This window comes from Ktedonobacter racemifer DSM 44963, from assembly GCF_000178855.1.
Taxonomy (GTDB): Bacteria; Chloroflexota; Ktedonobacteria; order Ktedonobacterales; family Ktedonobacteraceae; genus Ktedonobacter; species Ktedonobacter racemifer.
On sequence record NZ_ADVG01000005.1, the window covers coordinates 843,403 to 862,909 of the forward strand.

Annotated in this window: 13 protein-coding genes and 1 other annotated feature; of the genes, 5 read left to right on the top strand and 8 right to left on the bottom strand. The window is 56.8% G+C overall.

The window, feature by feature from the left end:
* Positions 1–4 precede the first annotated feature (4 nt).
* Positions 5–1,141 (bottom strand): class II histone deacetylase, encoded by a 1,137-nt coding sequence (locus KRAC_RS57685; RefSeq protein WP_007922914.1) that lies wholly within the window; start codon positions 1,139–1,141, stop codon positions 5–7.
* Positions 1,142–1,626: 485 nt separating this feature from the next.
* Here KRAC_RS57685 and KRAC_RS64715 point away from each other — a divergent pair, with 485 nt between their 5' ends.
* Positions 1,627–3,270: a serine/threonine protein kinase gene (locus KRAC_RS64715; RefSeq protein ID WP_007922915.1), complete on the top strand. Its 1,644-nt coding sequence runs from the start codon at positions 1,627–1,629 to the stop codon at positions 3,268–3,270.
* A 97-nt stretch (positions 3,271–3,367) separates the two neighbouring features.
* Here KRAC_RS64715 and KRAC_RS57695 read toward each other — a convergent pair whose 3' ends face one another.
* The 6 genes from KRAC_RS57695 to KRAC_RS57720 all read right to left on the bottom strand — a co-directional run bounded on the left by KRAC_RS57695 (position 3,368) and on the right by KRAC_RS57720 (position 11,724).
* Positions 3,368–4,453 carry a phosphotransferase enzyme family protein gene (locus KRAC_RS57695; protein WP_007922916.1) on the bottom strand — a complete coding sequence of 362 codons (1,086 nt, stop codon included), beginning with the start codon at positions 4,451–4,453 and terminating at the stop codon, positions 3,368–3,370.
* 15 nt (positions 4,454–4,468) lie between these two features.
* Complete coding sequence (locus KRAC_RS57700) at positions 4,469–5,383, bottom strand: sulfurtransferase (protein WP_007922917.1); 915 nt, start codon at positions 5,381–5,383, stop codon at positions 4,469–4,471.
* A 17-nt stretch (positions 5,384–5,400) separates the two neighbouring features.
* Positions 5,401–5,943 carry a DUF6391 domain-containing protein gene (locus tag KRAC_RS57705; protein WP_007922925.1) on the bottom strand — a complete coding sequence of 181 codons (543 nt, stop codon included), beginning with the start codon at positions 5,941–5,943 and terminating at the stop codon, positions 5,401–5,403.
* A 27-nt stretch (positions 5,944–5,970) separates the two neighbouring features.
* On the bottom strand, positions 5,971–7,395 hold the full coding sequence (locus KRAC_RS64720) for an FHA domain-containing serine/threonine-protein kinase (protein WP_007922927.1): 1,425 nt from the start codon (positions 7,393–7,395) through the stop codon (positions 5,971–5,973).
* 212 nt (positions 7,396–7,607) lie between these two features.
* Positions 7,608–8,900: a 2-oxoglutarate dehydrogenase complex dihydrolipoyllysine-residue succinyltransferase gene (gene odhB, locus KRAC_RS57715; protein ID WP_007922929.1), complete on the bottom strand. Its 1,293-nt coding sequence runs from the start codon at positions 8,898–8,900 to the stop codon at positions 7,608–7,610.
* A complete protein-coding gene (locus KRAC_RS57720) occupies positions 8,890–11,724 on the bottom strand; it encodes a 2-oxoglutarate dehydrogenase E1 component (protein WP_007922931.1) in 2,835 nt (944 codons plus the stop codon). The genes odhB and KRAC_RS57720 overlap by 11 nt, the downstream gene beginning before the upstream one ends.
* 452 nt (positions 11,725–12,176) lie before the next feature.
* Positions 12,177–12,485, top strand: a binding site (T-box leader).
* Positions 12,486–12,537: 52 nt separating this feature from the next.
* Between KRAC_RS57720 and KRAC_RS57725 the strand changes: the two genes are divergently transcribed.
* The 4 genes from KRAC_RS57725 (at position 12,538) to KRAC_RS57740 (ending at position 18,513) form a co-directional block, all read left to right on the top strand.
* Positions 12,538–13,263 carry an alanyl-tRNA editing protein gene (locus KRAC_RS57725; protein WP_007922933.1) on the top strand — a complete coding sequence of 242 codons (726 nt, stop codon included), beginning with the start codon at positions 12,538–12,540 and terminating at the stop codon, positions 13,261–13,263.
* Between the two features lie 78 nt (positions 13,264–13,341).
* The gene (gene ileS / locus KRAC_RS57730) at positions 13,342–16,632 is read left to right on the top strand and encodes an isoleucine--tRNA ligase (protein ID WP_169461082.1); all 3,291 of its coding nucleotides are present in this window, start codon (positions 13,342–13,344) and stop codon (positions 16,630–16,632) included.
* Positions 16,633–16,859: 227 nt separating this feature from the next.
* A complete protein-coding gene (locus KRAC_RS64725; protein ID WP_052569426.1) occupies positions 16,860–17,633 on the top strand; it encodes a rhomboid family intramembrane serine protease in 774 nt (257 codons plus the stop codon).
* 370 nt (positions 17,634–18,003) lie between these two features.
* Positions 18,004–18,513, top strand: coding sequence for a DinB family protein (locus KRAC_RS57740; RefSeq protein WP_007922936.1), 510 nt, complete (start codon positions 18,004–18,006; stop codon positions 18,511–18,513).
* A 73-nt stretch (positions 18,514–18,586) separates the two neighbouring features.
* Here the strand turns inward: KRAC_RS57740 and KRAC_RS64730 are convergent, their stop codons facing one another.
* Entirely contained in the window at positions 18,587–19,429 is an 843-nt protein-coding gene (locus tag KRAC_RS64730) for an HAD family hydrolase (protein WP_007922937.1), read from the bottom strand.
* Positions 19,430–19,507: the final 78 nt, after the last annotated feature.

Consider the following 19,507-nt stretch of genomic DNA (forward strand, 5'->3'; position numbering starts at 1 on the left):
TCTGCTAGATGTGCCACCACTGGCGATGCCAGGCAAGCGCGGCGTTGAGCGCTTCTCGCGTCTCCTGTGAGAAGCTGTGCTGGCACTCCTCAAGCTCGGGGGCGCCAGCGTAGAGGTCAACGATCCCCAGGTCGACGCCGAGCAAGGGCTCAAGGGCGGCGGCGGTACAGTAGGGGACATAGGCCGAGCTATAGCCACCCGCCTGGAGCATGACCAGGCGCCCGCCGCAGACCTCTTCAGCCAAGTCGACCAGCGACTGTGAGATCGCACGAAACCCGTCCATGCTCATCATCAGCGTGGTCAGGGGATCAAGCCAGCTTGCATCTTGCCCGGCGGTGACAAGAATCAATTCCGGCTGAAACTGGCGTCCAATCGGCACGACGAGTTGCTCAAACAGCTCGCGGTAGCCTCGGTCACCAGTCCCGGGTGGCAGAGGAATGTTGACGGTATAGCCCACGCCCGCGCCGCGCCCAACCTGCTCCAGGGTCCCAGAGTCTTTCGGGAACCAGTTTTGCTGGTGCATGGAGAGGAAGAGCACGCCTGGATCATCATAAAATGCCTCTTGAGTGCCATTGCCATGGTGAGCATCCCAGTCAACGATCAGGATGCGCTTGAGTCCAAAGACATTACGTGCATAGTAAGCTGCCAGCGCCGTGTTATTAAAGACACAGAAGCCCAGGGCCTTGTTGCTTGTGGCATGATGGCAAGGGGGACGCAGCAGGCCATAGCAGTTGCGAACCGTGCCATCCATGACGGCCTGCACGGCATTGAGCGCTCCACCCGCCGCGTAGAGCGCAGCCTCAAAGGAGCCGGGGCTGAGCATAGTCTCTTCATCCACCTCGCCCCAGGGACCGTGATCAGGGCCCCCCTGAGAGAAGGCACGTATCCCTTCAATATACTCTGGCGTATGAAAGGCTGTCAGTTCTTCCCGCGTGGCGGGACGCACCGTGATGGGATGCATCTGCGCGCTCAGACCCGAGCCATCCAGAAATTCCTTGATTCGTCGCGTAATAAACGCTGACGAAGGATGTGGTTCGGGTGAGAGCTCGAACGATCCTTCGCGTAGGTGCACAACTGATTCTGTGCCTGTATCATGCGCGAGAAAGCGTGTATCAAAAACCAGGCCACTACGCTGCGTCATAAGTTGCTTGACCTTTCCTGCGTTTGCTTTTCCTGTCCGTTGTTGTGAATCAGAATACCCAATGCATCTCTTCCCAGGTAAGCGTCTACGTGTCACTAAGGAGAGGGCCTCAACGTGATACCCTTTCAGGGGAGTCCCATCTATTTGAGAGAGGCTTACGACATAGAAACAACGCAAAATATATAGGCATATTTTGTAGATCCAGAGCGTCTTTCTTAGTAAAGCACATTTTGGGCGCACGCTTCCGAACTTCCCAATGGCCCAACGGCCCAACAGTCTAAAAATTACCGTGCTGCCGACAATAACGCAAACATCCCAGAAGCTCTCTTCAGCGTGTACATCAGTCTGGAACTGGTGTATAATGCGATTGCACCTTGGCCAGACAATATGGTAAGCGGAGCAGGCAAACTTTTGGGAAACACGCCTACCTCTAAGTGATTACAAGGCAGGTACTGTTCGGCAGACATCGGGGGAGACTATTTGTTATGATAGAAACAGTTCCATCAGGTTCCATACTCCACGGACGGTACCGTATTGAGCGCGTTCTGGGGAGTGGTGGTTTCGGACATGTCTACCTGGGAACCAATATTACCAACACCAATCTCTGTGCGGTCAAAGAATACCTGGTTACTGGCGCGAGTGGCCAGGAACAGTTGCGCCACGAAGCCGCCGTGCTCAGCCAGCTGCATCATCCCAATCTGCCTGCCTTCCTTGACGCCTTTATGGAACGCGGACGCTACTATATCGTCCTCAACTACATTGAAGGAAGCGATTTAACCGACCTGGTCCGCCTGACGCGCCAGCGCGGCGAGGTGATCCCTATCGCACGCGTTACTGGTTGGCTGCTTGCCATCTGTGACGCGGTGCATTTTCTCCATAACCAGCGCCCACCGGTCATCCATCGCGATATCAAGCCTGATAATATTCGCATTATGCCCGATGGGACGGCGATCCTGGTCGACCTGGGCAACGCCAAGGCCTCCGCTGACGGGGCGCGGACGCTCTTCTTTATTCGCCACCAGGGCACGCCCGGCTATGCGCCACCAGAACAATATCCAGGTGGTACAGGCACTGATGTCCGCTCTGATATCTATGCCCTCGGGGGCACGCTCTTCTTCGCGCTGACGACGCATGAGCCACCCAGCGTCTCTATCCGCAACCAGTCGATCCAGCAGGGGCGTCCCGATCTCCCTTCGCTGCAAGAGGTCCTGGCCAATAATCCACCTGAAGAGAGCGCTGAAGCGCAGGCCGCTCGCCAGTTTCGCCTGGGCGTCTCTCAACCGGGCAAGCCCGCGCCCCGCCACTCGCGGCATGTGGCGCAACTTGGCGCCCTGCCTCCGCAACTGCTCCAGCAGTTGAATCGGGTGATTCAACGCGCCATGGCGATGCGCCCCAAGGATCGCTATCAGTCGGTTGCGGAGTTCGCGCATGACCTGCAAATGGTGATGTCCCACCTGCCAACGCCACCTCCCATGCCCGTGAAGCCGGCAACTCCGAATCCACATACCACCCAGCCTGACCTGGATGACGTTTATGATCAGATGGTGGCTGATGGCCGTATTCCAGCCGCCCCGGATCAGGCAGGACTAGCATCCACGCCACAGCCACAGACACAGTCTCGCTCTTGCACGCACTGTGGCAGCTTGCTACCTACAGGCGCGGCAACCTGCCCCAACTGTGGCGCATCGGTTATCCCAGCCCCAGCCCAGACCAGTAGGGCCAGCGTCAACGCTGTGAGTACCGCCCAGGCGAGACAGCAGGCAGGAGGACAGGGTTCCTTTGCGCCCAATAATACGATGCTCAAGCAGACCGTCTCGAATCCATCCCTGCCACCGGTTGCGCAGACACCCCCACCCGCGCCTGCCAGCACAGAGACGCCCAGGCCCGCACAGCAAGGAGTCTATGCGCCACCACAGCAACAGCAGAGTATGGCGCCGCAGACGCGCCCACAACCACACCCTCAGGCGCCACAGCGTCTAGCCACTCCCCCTGTCCAGGGGCCACCACCTGCCGCAACAGGCTCCAACGAGCCACAACTGAACCTGCGTATTCTCTTGCCTGTCTTGCTTGGCGCGCTCATCCTGCTCGCCCTCATTACCGTCTTTGTCATAAGCAATACCCACCACTAGACAGCCTATATTTTTCGATACAGCGTTCAAAGATGGGGACGAAACGTCATGCGCCGCTGACGCGGCGCATGACGTTTCGTCCCCATCTTTGAACCTTTTATGCCCACATTTCCTGGAGTGCCGGGCGGATGCGGTTGAGCCAGGCGGGTAGGGAATTGGCCCACTCCAGGCGCTCCATCAGGCCTTCAACCCGCGTATCGCTGAACTCCTCCTGCACGAAGAAGAGATCCTCCAGTGGCCCATTGATCGTCACGATGGGCGCGACAATCGTCAGCGCGTCCGCTAAGAGGGCAGCCTCGCCCTTCACAGGCGGGAAGACCTCGCAGTAGGCAGCGAGGAACTGGCGGGCGCGCTCCGGATCAAAGCCGCGCTTTACCAGGGGTGGTGTCAGGGTCTCTCCCGGGTGCCAGGAGAGAGCGCAGAAGTAGAACAGGGCGTAGGCGACCTCGAAGATGCGCTTCTCCCAGCGCGAGGCCTCCAATCCCATAACAGAGGTGACCCCCTGTGGATCGAAGCGCAAGTTGAGCGCGTGATAGTCCCCGTGAATATGGAACTCGGGCAGATCCTTGCCTGCACCAATCGCCATCATCGAGGCAGGCAGAATCTTCTCCCACTGCTCAACCCAGGTGGTCAGCGCCATAGCGATGGCCTGGTTATCGTATGTGTCCGCACGCTCACGTGCCAGGCCCAGCCAGTTCTGGACCATCGCGCCAATATGCGCCTCCGCTGGCCAGCGATACTGCGCTCCCGGATACCGGCTGGATGCCTGGTGTAGACGTCCCAGCATGGCAGCCGCGGACCCGCACCATTGAAAGCTGCGTGGATTGAGCGTGCTAAAGAGCTCGCCTTCTGGCCACTCCTGTAGCTCAAAGCGATCCTCGCCCACGGCAACAAAGGGCGCTCCCTCTGGCGTCTGGTGCAGTGCGGGCAAGGGAATGCCCTGCTCACGCAGGTAACGCTGAAAGGCGTAGTGGTGCCCTCCATCCTGTCCCATCGGACTCTCGGGGCGCTCGCGCAGTATATAGCGCCTTCCTTCGATTCCGACCAGCAAGCCCAGGCTTGTGTCGTTGGAGAACTCGGCCGGGCCGAGATTTTCCCATGTATGAATGCCAAAGGCCTGCATGACGCTTTGCACGTCAAGCAGGTCCTCGGCAGTGTTCTGCGTTCTCTCTTGCTCTTCCATTGTTGTTTGTGGTCTCTAGATTTCTGTGGGCAAATCGGCGCGACTGCCCCACTCGTTCCAGGAGCCATCGTAGTTGGTCAGGCGGGGATACCCAAGCATGGCCAGGCTAAACAGGACCGTGGTAGCCGCTACCCCGCCATTGCAATAAGCAACCACGTGTTGTTCAGGCACGACGCCAACCGAGGTAAAGATCTGCTGTAGCTCCTCGTTGCTACGGAACGTCCCTGTCTGCGGATCGATGAGCTCCTCGCGGGGTAGGCTGAGCGCTCCTGGAATATGTCCAGCCCGTCCCTCACCACGTCTCACCTGGCCGCTATACTGACCCGTATCGCGTGCGTCAACCAGGGTCATTCCCTGCTGTCCAAGCATCGCGAGCAACTCTTGCGCCGTCGCGCGCAACTGCGGCTGCATCACGGGGGTAAAACTTGTTGGCTCATAGGTATGGACCGTTGAGGTAAGTGGGCGCTGCTCGCGTTTCCACTTGGGGAGGCCACCATTGAGCACCACGACCTGAGTGTGACCATAGTAGTTCAACGCCCACCACAGGCGGGTCGCAAACTGCGAGGCCGGGTGCGAGTCATAGGCAACTACCAGGTGTTGATCCCCAATACCCAGGCGTCCAAGTACCTCGGCGAAGCGTGCTGCCGGGGCCACCTGAGCCTCTACCGCGTCATCCGGGTCAACGATGTCGCTACTCCAATCAATATACACCGCGCCCGGAATATGCTCCTGCTCATACTCATCGCGCGCGCCGACATAGTGCGCGTCCTGAACCTTTGTCCCATCAGGACCCTCGCGCTCAATGTTGCGGACATAGCCACGCATATCGATGATGCGCAGATGCGGATCATGCAGATGCTCTGCCAGCCAGTCCGTCTCGACCAGAAAATTATGACGCTGTGTCTCCGTCTTCAGGCTCTCCTGCTGCAACGATTTTTTCTTCCTCTCTATGAGAACAACCTGGCGGCCTCTGGATTATCGGTACTCACAAAATGAGCGGGCGCCCCCAGCACAGTGGTTGGCTTAATTTCCAGAATGCGCATCGAACCATTGGGCGTCTGCGTTGTCACATGGCGCTGGATGACCAGGCCCAGGGGACGAGCCAGGACCAGGGCGGCCGTCGAGGCTAGAATGGCGTTATTAGCCGTGCTATAGGGACGGCGCATCTTGGAAACCATCATCGCCGAGAGGCCCGTCAGCATACCCGCGACCGCCAGGTTGGTACCACAGCGCTCATGCACCGCCAGTTCAGGCTGGGTGGTGCGCAAGAGTTGGAGGGCCTCCTGGGCGGCGGGCAGAATGGCCTCGGTGGGGAGGTCACCAAAAACGAAGAAGCCGGCGGCAAAGGAGATGCCAGAGAGACGCACTTCAGGAAACTTACGAGACAGCAAGACAATCGTAGCATGTTCAAGCGCGTGATTCTGGCGCACAGCGGGACCCAACGTCAATTGTTGCGCGACTTGAATCAGTGGATTGATCGACGTCATCATATCTTCCTTCCTGCTTATGGCGGCAAACTACGCCCCATATGTTATATTAAACACCACGCCTTCATCCCCAAAATGGATGACATCTCCATCATTTAAGACCACCGGCTGTTGAATCCGTATATTATTGACCGTGGTGCCATTGACGCTGTTGAGATCGGCCAGGAACCAGCGTCCCTCGGCGAACCAGAGGCGTGCGTGATGGCGTGAGACCGTGCGCCCCGAGATGACCAGGTCGCAGCCATTGGTGCGCCCAATCTTGGTCACATCCTGGTGGAAACGGTAGGAGCGCCCAGCCAGGGGGCCGCTTTGGAGCGTCAGGCGTGCCAGCACAGGTCGCCCGCTCGCGTCTGTATAGCGATCCATGATGGCGCGCTTATTCGTCAGGTCATCACCACACGTCGTACAGAAGAGGCGCGCCGCGGGATTCTGCGCGCTACAGCGGAAACACGTCACCGTCTGAGCTGGCATATTCGCGGCAGGCGTAGAGGCCAGCTGTCCCGAGTTCGGCGTCTGCACGAAGCTTTGATCTGGAGAGGACATAGAACCAGAGAGCCGCCGGGAACGAGAGAGCGACAGGTTTGAGGACGCCATGGTGCTGGTCAGCGCGGAGATAAAGTCATCCGCCGACTGATAGCGGTCACTGGGCGACTTGGCACACATCTTCTGGATGACCTGAATGATCCCAGGGGGCACATTCTCGGCCTGCAAACGATCGATGGGCAGAGGATCATTCACATGCTTGAGCGTGATTGAGAGCGGGTTCTCCGCCGAAAATGGGACCTTCCCGGTCAGGCAGTGAAAGAAGACGATGCCCAGCGAGTAGATATCACTCCGGCGATCAACGGCCTGGCCCGTTCCCTGCTCAGGCGACATATATTGCGGGGTGCCAATGCCTGTCCCCACGCGAGTCAAGTTGGTCGTGCCTTCGAGAATCTTGGCGATGCCAAAGTCGGAGAGCAGGAGGTGTCCATCCTTGCGCAGGAGCATATTGGCTGGCTTGACATCGCGGTGAATAATCCCATTGCGATGCGCGCAGTCGAGGCCCTCAGCAGCCTGAATCATAAAATCCGCGGCCTCGGCCACAGGTATGGGACCCTTGAGGCGTTCCTTGAGCGTACCGCTTTCTACGTACTCCATGACGATGAAAGTGATGTTCTCAAGCTCGCCAAAGTCATGAATCTGCACGATGTTAGGATGCGCCAGTTTCGCCACCGAGCGCGCCTCCTGCACAAAGCGCTTGACAAAGATCGGGTCACGCGCGTGATAGGCGGGCAAGACCTTGATGGCCACATAGCGATCCAGGGTGGACTGATATGCCTTGAAGACTGTCGCCATTCCGCCAGCACCGATGCGCTCTACAATGCGGAATTGGCCTAGTGTCTTTCCAATGAGTGCTCCCGCATCTTCGTTACGACCAGCAGGCTGGCGTGGAGACATATTCTCTGGTTGCATACCCCTGACAACTCCGTTATCCGAAACTTGATGCCTGGTGTGGGTTCCCTCTACGCCAGAAAGATCAGCGCACAAGAACCTGGCATCCCTCGACAGAAAACGCCCATTGTGTTTTCTCTGTCGAAACAGTCTTTCGCTCGTTTCGAAGCGTTCCTGTTTCTCCTTGATTATACAGATAGAAACGTACTCTGTCGAGAGAAATCCAACAAAACTTACCCTTCCAACAGAAGTGCTTCTGGGTCTTCTACCAGTTCCTTTACTTTGACCAGGAAGCGCACCGCTTCACTTCCATCGACGATGCGATGGTCATAGGAGAGCGCGACATACATCATGGGGCGAATGACCACCTGCCCGTCGATGGCAACGGGACGCTGCTCAATCTTGTGCATGCCCAGGATGCCTACCTGTGGTCCATTGAGGATAGGTGTGGAGAGCATGGAGCCGAAAGTCCCACCATTGGTAATCGTAAACGTGCCGCCTTGTAGTTCCGCCAGCGAGAGGGTATTTGTACGCGCACGCTTGGCCAGGTCCCCGATCTCCCGCTCGATGGCGGCGAAGGACTTGCGATCCGCGTCACGAACCACGGGCACCACCAAGCCTTCTTCCGCGCCTACCGCGATCCCAATATCATAATAGTGCTTGAGCACCATTTCATTGCCCTGAATCTCGGCATTGAGGCGCGGGAAGGCTTTGAGCGCACCCACGACGGCCTTGGTAAAGAAGGACATAAAGCCAAGTGAGACATTATGACGCTCCTTAAAGGCGTCCTTGCGGCGGCTGCGCACATCCATCACGGCGCTCATGTCGATCTCATTAAAGGTGGTCAACATGGCCGCCGTATGCTGGGCCTCGACCAGGCGCTGGGCAATGGTCTGGCGCCGGCGCGACATGCGCACGCGCTCCTCACGACGCGAGGCATCTGCTGCTGGCTGTGCCGGAGGTAACACAGGCTGTGCCGCCTGCGGGCGAGCCGCGGGTGTCGTCTGTGGGGCTACCGCTGTCGTGGCTGGAACGTCCTGGCTGGAGCTCTCCTCCAGGTAGCTCATGACATCTTCTTTGGTGACCCGGCCATGCGGGCTGCTGCCCCTGACCTGGGAAATATCGACGTTATGCTCGGCGGCGATCCGGCGGGCCAGTGGTGATGGTGGGCGCTGCGACTCACCTGCGGCGGTTAAAGGCTGCGAGATCGTGCGCTTGATCTCTTCGCTTTGTGGCGCGGGAGCTGTAGCAATGGCACCATTGCTGCTCCCCTTACCGCTGACCTGGGCCTCCTGTCCAAGGAACGCGATCACTTCCCCCACCTGGACGGTCTCACCCTCGCGCTTGAGAATTTTGTGAATCACGCCATCTTGCTCGGCGTTGACTTCGACATTGACTTTATCAGTCTCTAGCTCGGCCAATGTTTCACCCTGGTGGACGGCATCGCCCTCGCGTTTGAGCCAGGTTGCGATGGTAGCATCGACAATCGACTCTCCCAGGATTGGCACACGAATCTCATCGGACATGTTTCCCTCCGGTCTCTTTTTGTGATACTGATACGCCCGCGGCTTCTTTAATGATCTGCTCTTGTTCTGCAGCATGAATGTCCCAGAAACCGGCAGCCGGGCTTGAGCGCTCGGGGCGCGCGATCACGCGTAGCGTGGCCTTGTCTCCCAGCAACTGTTGTATACGCGGAGCAATGTATTCCCAGGCCCCCATGTTGCGCGGTTCTTCTTGCACCCAGATGAACTCGCTGGCATTGGTATACCCCTCAAGGACTCGCTTCAATGAGCGCTTGGGGAAGGGATACAGCAGCTCTACACGCACAATCGCGGTGTCTTCATTATGCATGCGGCTCTCGTGTGAAAGCAAGTCAATCGCGATCTTGCCACTACAGAAGACAACCCGGCGCACAGCTTTGGGATCCTGACTGGCGCGTGGATCATTGATGACCGATTGGAACGACCCCTCAACCAGGTCGCTCAAGCGCGATGAGGCAAGGGGATGACGCAAGAGACTCTTCGGCGTCATGATGATCAGCGGACGCGGATAGCTTGGGAGGAGATAGGCCTGCAAGCGTAAGAGGTGGAAGTACTGCGCCGCCGTCGAGCAGTTGGCGATACGCCAGTTATCCTCGGCAGCCAGGTGCAGGTACCGCTCCAGGCGTGCACTTGAGTGCTCTGGTCCATTTCCCTCATAGCCATGCGGCAAGAGCATCACCACGGAGGAGTCCTGGCGCCATTTCGCACGACCCGAGGCCAGAAACTGATCTATAATGACCTGGGCCACATTGGCGAAGTCGCCATACTGCGCCTCCCACAGGACCAGCGAATCGGGCGCCTGCACACTATACCCATACTCAAAGCCCAGGGGCGCGGTCTCGCTCAGAGGGCTATTATACACGGTAAACGAGGAGCGAGCCTCGGGAAATTTCTGTAGCGGAAGGAAGGTCATGTGGCCCTCTCTACTGTGCAGGACGGCATGGCGATGATTAAAGGTGCCACGCTCGCTATCCTGGCCGGTCAGGCGAATCGGCGTCCCACTTGCCAGGATGGTCGCGAAGGCCAGCGCCTCGGCATGACCCCAGTCGATGCCACCTTCTGGTCCAAGCGCATTGGCACGACGCTGCATCACGCGCTCCAGCTTAGAATGCGGATGAAAACTCTTTGGCCAGTTTAGGAGCTCCTCGTTATAGCGTTGCAGCACCTCCGCGGTAACGGGGGGGACAGAGAAATCGATGGGATAGTGGGCCATATCGCCTTGATCAACCACGCGCTCGACCTTAATCGCCCCGCTATCGGCCTCGCGCTTCGCCTGCTCTAGCTCATGAATGGCCTCATCCCAGATCTGCTGCGCCTCATCCTGCGTCAGGATCTGGCGCTCGACCAGGCGTTGCGCAAACAGCTCGCGCGCGGTCGGATGGCTGCGAATAATTTCATACATCTGTGGCTGGGTAAAGGCTGGCTCATCGCCCTCATTGTGTCCCCAACGCCGGTAGCCCACCAGGTCGACCAGCACATCCTTATGGAAGCGGTCGCGATAGGCGTGGGCAATGCGTACAGCAGTCAAGCAGGCATAGGGATCATCCGCGTTGACATGAATGATAGGGATGCCAAAGCCCTTGGCCACGTCACTGGCGAAATGAGTTGAGCGCGAGGAATCGGGATCGGTGGTAAAGCCAAGCTGGTTGTTCACAATGAGATGGATCGAGCCACCAACCCAGTAGCCGCGCAGGTGCCACATATTTAGCGTCTCGGAGACCACGCCCTCTCCAGGGAAGGCCGCGTCACCATGAATCTGAATGGCCAGCGTGTGATCGACATCGAGCAGTGGTGAGCCAGAAACGGTGCGAATCTCTTGTGATGCGCGTGCCATACCGCTTACCACCGGATTGACGAACTCCAGGTGGCTAGGATTGGGAGCCAGAATGACCTTTAGCTCGACTGACGCCCCTTCATCCAGGACGTGTTCCGCCCCCAGGTGATACTTCACGTCACCCGTCCACCCATACCCAAAGCTATCGGTAAGGGGCGTACCTTCTTCGTGGCGCGCATGAGTAAACTCGGAAAAGATGCTTGCATATGGCTTGTTAAGCACATGCGCCATCACGTTTAGGCGACCACGGTGGGCCATCCCAATCATCACATTCTTAGTTTCAGAGTCAATTGCGGCGGAGATAATTTCGTCCAACATCGGCACCAGGATATCGGTGCCCTCAATGGAGAAGCGTTTCTGTGCGGTAAATGCCTGGTGCAGGTAGCGCTCGAAAGCTTCTACCTGTGTCATCCGTTTGAGCAGCCTGCGCGCATCCGCGCCCGAGGGTTCGCGATGGTAGAGATGCAGGCCCACCGCATCGCGCAACCAGCCACGCTCGTCAGGGCTTTTTACCTGGTCGAACTCGTAACTAATTGATCCTGAATACATCGCCCGCAGGGCATTGATCGCCTCTAATGCATTGGCGGCTCCCTCCGCGGAGTGACCGCCAATGATGTCTGGTGGCAATTGCGCCAGATCATATTCGCTTAAGCCATAGGTCTCGAGCATCAAAGCAGGATCTCCTGGCGGCTCATTCCCTAATGGGTCAAGGTGTGCCCCCAGATGCCCGCGCTCACGGATCGCGTGCGCCAGATTATTGGCGGCCACAATATGAGCCACATTTCTGCCTTGATCTTGAGGAGCGGGAGCACGTGTTTCCACGGGTGCGGTCGTCACAGGCTGCTCAGTAGAAGACCAGGAATCAAAAATGGCCCGTGTGGCCTCATCTATTGCTGCTGGATTCTGTTGATAACGTTCATATAATTCAAGGACATATCCGGCATTTGGTCCAAAAAACGTTTCCAGGTCGTGCATGGAAGTTCCCTTTTCATTGACACAACGAACCTGGCTACGTGCCTCTTTGTACTGTGTCTCGTCGTTGAGTGGGTTCCTTGTGTCTGAGTTTTCTGCTATTGTTTTTCTACCATCCCCTATGGTATCATAGCTTTACAATACTTCAAAGTATTTGAGATTAGTTCTCCTTGTGCTATAGATCTGGTCTTAGTCTCTCAAAAATGGAATGACTAAAAACAGTAAAACCCCGAGTATATCCGGGGCGAGTCGCCGCAACGAAGGAAAGTACGATGGCTCGTTACTCTTTCTACGAATGAGCACGCCGCATCGTCACTTTTTCTCCCTATTTACTGGTAATAAGCCGCTTTTCTGGCTGTATTCCTACCAGGATGACTCATGCAAGGGGATGTGCTACCCTCAAGTGGATATACTATCACTATATCTTGTTCACACACTCGCATGAGGCGAGTTACACGAAGGCTTTGACGGAGCCAGTACGCGACTAGATCCTGTCACAGAGAGCCTGAGCTTGCTGCAAATCAGGCACAGAGGGGGTCGCCGAAGATCACTCCTGAGCTGTCTGCCAACGAGAGCGCCCTCTCTTCACAGGGGACCCTCCAGGCCAGGCCGGTCCCTTCCCGTTATCGTGAAGGACGTAATCCCGCTCGCCACGCTGAGTGTCGGCCAGGGAATACGAAAAACCGAGTGAGTCAGCACGTCTCTGTCGTACTGTCGTCTGACTAATAAGGGTGGTACCACGGGAGGCTCCTCTCGTCCCTGGCAGGACGAGGGGATTTTTTTATTGGGCTTTTGCAACTGAAGGAGCGCAAACGGGTGAAGACGAAGCTACTGTACCAAACAAATAGCTATACGTACGAGTGCTCGGCTAAGATCGTCGCTGTGAGTGGCGATGAGGTTGCGCTGGATGCCACCATCTTCTATCCCGGTGGGGGTGGACAGATGGCGGATCGAGGCCTGCTGAGCTGGAACCAGGGCGCCAATCAAGCGCACGTGATCTCCATCAGTAATCGCAATGGAACGGTCTGGCATACGCTCGACTATATTCCACCCAAACCAGAGACCGAGGTCACCGAGTCCATTGATTGGAACTTTCGCTATCGCTCCATGCGCACCCATACCGCCTTTCTGCTGCTCTGCAGTGTGATCTGGAGAGAGTTTGGCATTCAGGTCACCGGCGGGCAGATCTATCCCGACCGTGCGCGCATGGATTTCGCCCTGGAATACCTGGAGAAAGACCGTATCGCCGAGTTGGAGCAGCAGGTGAACACGCTTATCGCGGCTGACTACCCAATTCATACCTACATGCTGCCCCGGGAGAAGGCCCTCTCGCTCTCGGCCCTGGTACGCGCCAGGATCAACCAGCTTCCTCCCCACCTGGACGAGGTCCGCATGGCCGAGGTCGTCGGCTTTGATGTGCAAGTCGATGGCGGGACCCTGGTCAATCACACGCGTGAAATCGGCGGTATCCAGATCATACGCAGCGAGAACAAGGGGAGAATCAATAAACGCCTGGAGATTGTGCTCAAGGAAGCGCTCTAGCCCTCTCCAGGCGAAGTACCCTATCTTTTTATCTGGTCTTATCTTTTGTTGTAAGACGAGGAGGAGGTTGTCGTGCCTGTGTCATCAACCGTTTTTCGCCCGGTCCCCGATGCCGACCGCGTCGATTATCCAGCCCTGGAACGTTCCATCCAGCAGTGGTGGGACGAGCACCAGATTCGCCAGCAGTATCTTACGCGCAACGCGCAGAGTGAGAAGAAGTACTCATTCCTGGATGGTCCCATTACCGCCAATAATCCCATGGGGGTCCATCATGCCTGGGGGCGTACCTACAAGGATATCTACCAGCGCTTTAAAACCATGCAGGGCTACAAACAACGCTATCAAAATGGCTTCGACAGCCAGGGGCTCTGGGTCGAGGTCGAGGTCGAGAAGTCCCTGGGCCTGCAAACCAAGCGCGATATCGAGGCCTATGGGATCGCCGAGTTTGTCGAGCGCTGTAAAGAGCGCGTCTTCAAGTTCGCGCAGGTTCAGAGCGAGCAGTCGATTCGCCTGGGCTACTGGATGGACTGGGGTAACGACTACTTTACCCTCTCCGATGAGAATAACTATACCATCTGGCACTTCCTCAAGAAATGCCATGAGCGCGGCCTGATCTACAAAGGGCGCGATGTGATGCCCTGGTGCCCACGCTGCGCGACCGGACTCTCCAATATGGAGATGGAGTCTGAGGGCTATAAAGAGCTGACGCACCTGAGCCTCTATGTGCGCTTCCCCCTCGTTGAGAAGCCCGGCGAATACCTCCTGGCCTGGACCACCACACCCTGGACCCTGGCGGCCAACGTCGCTGCGGCAGTGCATCCCGACCTGAACTATGTCCGCGTGGAGCAGGATGGGGAGTATTACTACCTGGCGGAGCAGTTGCTGCCCGTCCTTAAGGCCCTCAAGGGCCATGATAAGGGCGACTATCGCGTGACAGAGACCCTCAAGGGCCATGACATGGTAGGCTGGACCTATCGCGGCCCCTTCGATGAGCTACCTGCGGCCCAGGGTATTGTTCACCGTGTCGTCCCTGGGAAAGATGTCAACGCAACCGAGGGTACGGGCATTGTGCATACCGCTCCCGGCTGTGGTCGCGAGGATTTCCTTCTTGGCAAAGAGTTCAACCTGGAGGTGATCGCCCCCGTCGATGAGTTTGGCGTCTATATCGAGGGCTTCGACTGGCTGACGGGCCAGAGCACGGCCAGCGTGGGGCAGCAGGTCGCCGATCACCTGGCAAAGAAGGGCCTGCTCTACCGCACCCAGAATTATAAGCACCGCTATCCCACCTGCTGGCGCTGTAAGACGGAACTGATCTTCCGCCTGGTCGATGAGTGGTTTATCTCCATGGACCAGTTGCGCCACGAGATCATGGAGGTAGTCAAGCAGATCACCTGGCTTCCATCCTGGGGCAATGAGCGCGAGATGGACTGGTTGCGCAATATGGATGATTGGATGATCTCCAAGAAGCGCTACTGGGGCCTGGCCCTGCCCATCTTTGATTGCCCCGCCTGCGGCCATTTCGAGGTTATCGGCAGCAAAGAGGAACTCAAGGCACTCGCCGTCTCTGGCTGGGAAGAGTTTGATGGCCATACACCACACCGTCCCTACGTCGACGCGGTCAAGATCCACTGCGCTCAGTGTGGCGCGGAGGTTTCACGCATCAAGGATGTGGGCAATCCCTGGCTCGATGCCGGTATTGTGCCCTACTCAACCCTGCATTACCTGACGGACCATGCTAGCTGGCAGGAATGGTTCCCAGCTGACTTTGTGACCGAGTCATTCCCCGGCCAGTTCCGCAACTGGTTCTACTCCATGCTGGTCATGAGTACAGTCCTGGAGCAAACCGCACCCTTTAAGACACTCCTGGGCTACGCCACCGTCTATGGCGAGGATGGTACTCCTATGCATAAGTCCAAGGGGAACCTGGTGGTCTTCGATGAGGCCGCGGACCGCATCGGAGCGGATACCATGCGCTGGCTCTATAGCAACCATGTCTCCGAGCAGAACCTGAACTTCCCCAATATTCCTACGCCAGAGGAGATGGAGAAGTCTCAGCTCACCGGGCAGCCTATACGCCTGAGTGAGAAGTGGATGCTGGTGCGCCGGACCATGGATAAGCTCTGGAATGTCTATGGCTTCTTTATCAAATATGCCAACATCGATAACTTTGATCCAACCAAGCACCAGTTGCCGGTTGCCGAGCGCGATGCGCTGGACCGCTGGATCATCTCCGAGCTTCAGCAGACAATCCAGTCTGTAACCCAGGGCCTGGAGCAATACGATACGACCAAACCTGCCGAGGCCGTACAATCCTTTCTGGATGACCTCTCCAACTGGTATCTCCGCCGTAGTCGTGACCGTGTGTGGGGCGCCGAACTCGATAAGGATAAGCTCGCCACTTACCTGACACTCTATGAGTGCCTGACGACGCTGGCGACCCTGCTGGCGCCATTCATGCCCTTCCTGGCCGAGGAGTTCTACCAGAACCTGGTGCGCGGCATCAATCCCCAGGCGCCACTCAGTGTGCACCTCTGTGATTGGCCAGTGGCCCAGCCAGAGTTGATCGATGAGCCGCTCGTGCGCGATACCCACCTGGTCATGCAGATCGTGAGCCTGGGGCGGGCCACGCGCGCCAAGGCACAGATCAAGGTGCGCCAGCCACTCCAGACCATCCATGTCCGTGTGCCGAGCGCGCAGGAGGAAGAGGCCATCCAGCGCCTGCGTGAGCAAGTGCTTGAGGAACTCAATATCGAGTATCTGCGCCTCATGCGCCGCGATAGCCGTATGCTGGCCTATACCCTCAAGCCACAATTTAAGGTCCTGGGCGCAAAATATGGACCCGTGGTGCAAAAGATCCTGGCTTACTTTAAGACGCTGACGGAGGATGAGGCCCAGGCCGCCGCCGAACACCTCAATACGCAGGGCAAGCTGGATCTGACCTTTGGTGAGACCCACGTCTCGCTCACATCTGAAGAGGTCCAGGTGGTCTCTACCGCTCGCCCTGGTTATGTGGCTGCGGAGGAGCATGGCTACGTCACCGCCATCGATACTACGATCACTCAGGAGCTGCGTGAGAAGGGCTGGATGCGCGACCTCGTCCACTATGTACAGGATATGCGCAAAAAGGCTGGCCTCAACATCGAGGATCATATCGGGCTGGCGCTCTACACCGATAGCGAACTGGCGGATGTCATTCTCGACTTTGCCCAGGCCATCCGCGCCAATACGCTGGCCGATAACCTGCTCATCTCGATCAGCGAGGAGAAGGATAAACCCGCGTTCACGGAGCTCTACCGCGAGTCGATCTCACCAACCTCCGCAAAAAAGCTGGATAAATACACCATTGAGGTCGTCATCGGCAAGATGTAGCGGGCTTTTCGTAGAGGGTGAGGCGTCTCTTTGGAGCTGCCTCACTTTTTTATTACCCAACAGGAATAGAGAGAAACAAATTCTTGCTTGTTCCACCGGAAAATCACCCTATCAGGCGATGTTCGTGCGCCGCTCTTTGCTATACACTAGCAGCAGACGGAGCAAGCAAGAGAGCGGCTTGCAGGGAACGCAAACGGATTCTACCGAAGGAGTACAAGGGTACACATATGACATCTCAGCATATAGAACAAGCATCTCTAACAACCAATGAGGTTGACCAGGCAGATTCCAGGACATATGATAATCAATCGGCACGCAAGAAACTTCCTATAAGCACAATGACTGTGATCGGGATCACATCTATCTGTACCGGGCTTCAGTTTCTCTATCCCTCAGTTCTGGCAGCTTTACGCCGTAACCCTGATGCTCTAGCGGCTGGCGAGTGGTGGCGGATGTTTACGCCGCTCCTGGTCCATGATGGAGGGCTGGGTCACTTTGCCTATGTGCTTGTAGGCCTGATCATTGTGGGGCTGACGGTTGAGCGTTTGTTTGGGAGCTGGCGTTGGCTTCTACTTTACCTTGCAGGTGGCCTGGTTGGAGAGATTGCGGGCTACGCCTGGGATCCGGATGGCGCTGGAGCCTCCGTTGCTATGTGTGGACTCATGGGGGGGCTGTTTATCTGGCTCTTGCGGCGCCGTGAATCCCTGAGCCTACTTGTTGCTCTCTACCTGGTTAGCCTGGTCGCAGCTCTCAGCGGCGCGGTCATTGGTGGCCTTATTCCCGTTATTCTCCTGTGTGTGCTGGCCAGCAGCGCCATTTTCTGGATGTTTAAGCTCCATGTCTCTTCACATATCATACGCTATAGCGTGAGCTTCTTTGGGCTGGCTGGCGCGCTCTTCCTTCTGCTCTTTCACGATATTCATGGCGCGTCGCTACTCGCGGGAGCTAGCGTCGCCGTTCTCTTGTTCTGGGTCAACCCACATCTCAGACGATATTTGTAAGTGGGGGTGCGTCATGACACTCTTTGTGAGCTGCTAGCTTGACGCACTCATCGATGTACTTGTATAATACCGCTGTATCCACGTATTCTTATCGGAGGTTCTGACTTCTATGCCAGTGTACCGCTAACTTCATCCTGCTTCCTGCTCAGCCAGGAAAACAGACACCACCATTCTTGCGCCCATCGCTCACGCGTTATTTTATCGTGAATGAGCGCAGTCTTTCCGTGCCTGAATACCGCATAGCATGATTCTTGCGCGACATCTCCTCTGATGATTTTGCCAGAGTGAGACGGCACATAGGAAAGCAAGCCACAAGGTGGTGGGAAGCCGATGTTGTTAGTAAGGTAGATCATAGAAGGAGTTTATACTCATGACAACGGGACTTTCCGACTTTTTCAAATATAACCTCTGGGCCAACCTGCGTTTGCTCGATGCGTGCGCCCAACTCTCCGATGTCCAACTGGATTTCACCATGCAAGGGACGTATGGCAGTGTACGCGAGACCCTCTTTCACATGTTCGCTTCCGAAGAAGGCTATGCTCAGCATTGTGCTGGAACCGCGCCTACCCCTCGATTGAAGGAACTAACTGCTTTCCCAGGCTTCGACGAACTGCGGCGGCGAGCAGAGTGGTCGGGAAAGGAGCTCATTACATTTGCTGAGCAGGGAGAGCTGGACCGTATCCTCTCTCTTGATGAGGGAACCTACGAGGCTCCGGTCATCGTCGTATTGATTCAGGCTATCAATCACGCCATCGATCACAGCTCACAGATCGCTACTCTGTTGAGTCAACAGGGGATTGAGGCTCCCGGCCTCGATAGCTGGTCGTATAACGATGCTATGTATGCTGCGCAAGGTAGGAGTAGTCACCTTATCGGATAATATGCTTTAGCGAAGGCAAAAAAAGAGTATGGGAGGACAAGTATCCTCCCATACTCTTTTTTGGTCTTGCCAGCTATTGGTTTCTGGCTTCTTGCTCCCAGGTCTCCAGGTGCTCAAACAATTCTGTAAGCGTCTTGACGACAGCCGAAGGTGTCACATCTGCTGGCCGAGGCCAGGGATATTCGTTATAACGCCACACACCGCGCATGCCTGCTCGCTGGGCGCCTCGCACATCGTCGACCATGCGATCTCCAACCATCACACATGCGCTGACTGCGACGCCGAGCCTGCGCGCGGCCTCCTGGAAGACATAGGAATGAGGTTTGGAGTAGGGCAGGTCTGAGGTATACATGACGACGTCCAGTAGCGAGGTCAGCCCATGGGTCGCCAGGTCGGCGTCATGCCAGGCCGCCGCCCACCAGGTATTCGAGAGTAGCCCCAGGCGATAGCCACGCTTGCGCAACTCCAGCAGGGTCTCGACCGTTTCCGGGAAAATGGTGGCCCATCCGATAATGGCGTTGGCATAGCCATCCAGGGCCGTCATTAAAGCCTCTTTGCTCACTTCACACTTGAGGCGTTGGAAGCCATCAAGCAACACGACATCAGGGGTGTTACTGGTATGCTGCTCATTGACCCGCTGCCAGTGGGCCTTCTCGGCCTCGCGCATAGCGCGCACATATGCCTCTTTCGTCGGCCACTCCTGCTCGTTGGAGCGTGCCACCAGGTGCTCGTAGGAGAGTCCCCAGCGTCGCTCAATATCTTCATCCCAGTCGGGCCAGTCAATAAGCGTTCCGCCCAGATCAAAGACGATGGCCTGAATGACTCCTTGCCGTGTCGGCTTCTTCTCTTCTTGGCTCTCTCCGTTGTGTAGTTGCTCTTGTGGACTGGCCACCGCGTCTTCGCTCTGTTCAGGCATGTGTAACCACCCGTTTTAATCTCGCATTTCTCATTTTCTTCTTTGTACACGCCTCTTAAGGGGAGGACTGGCATTATA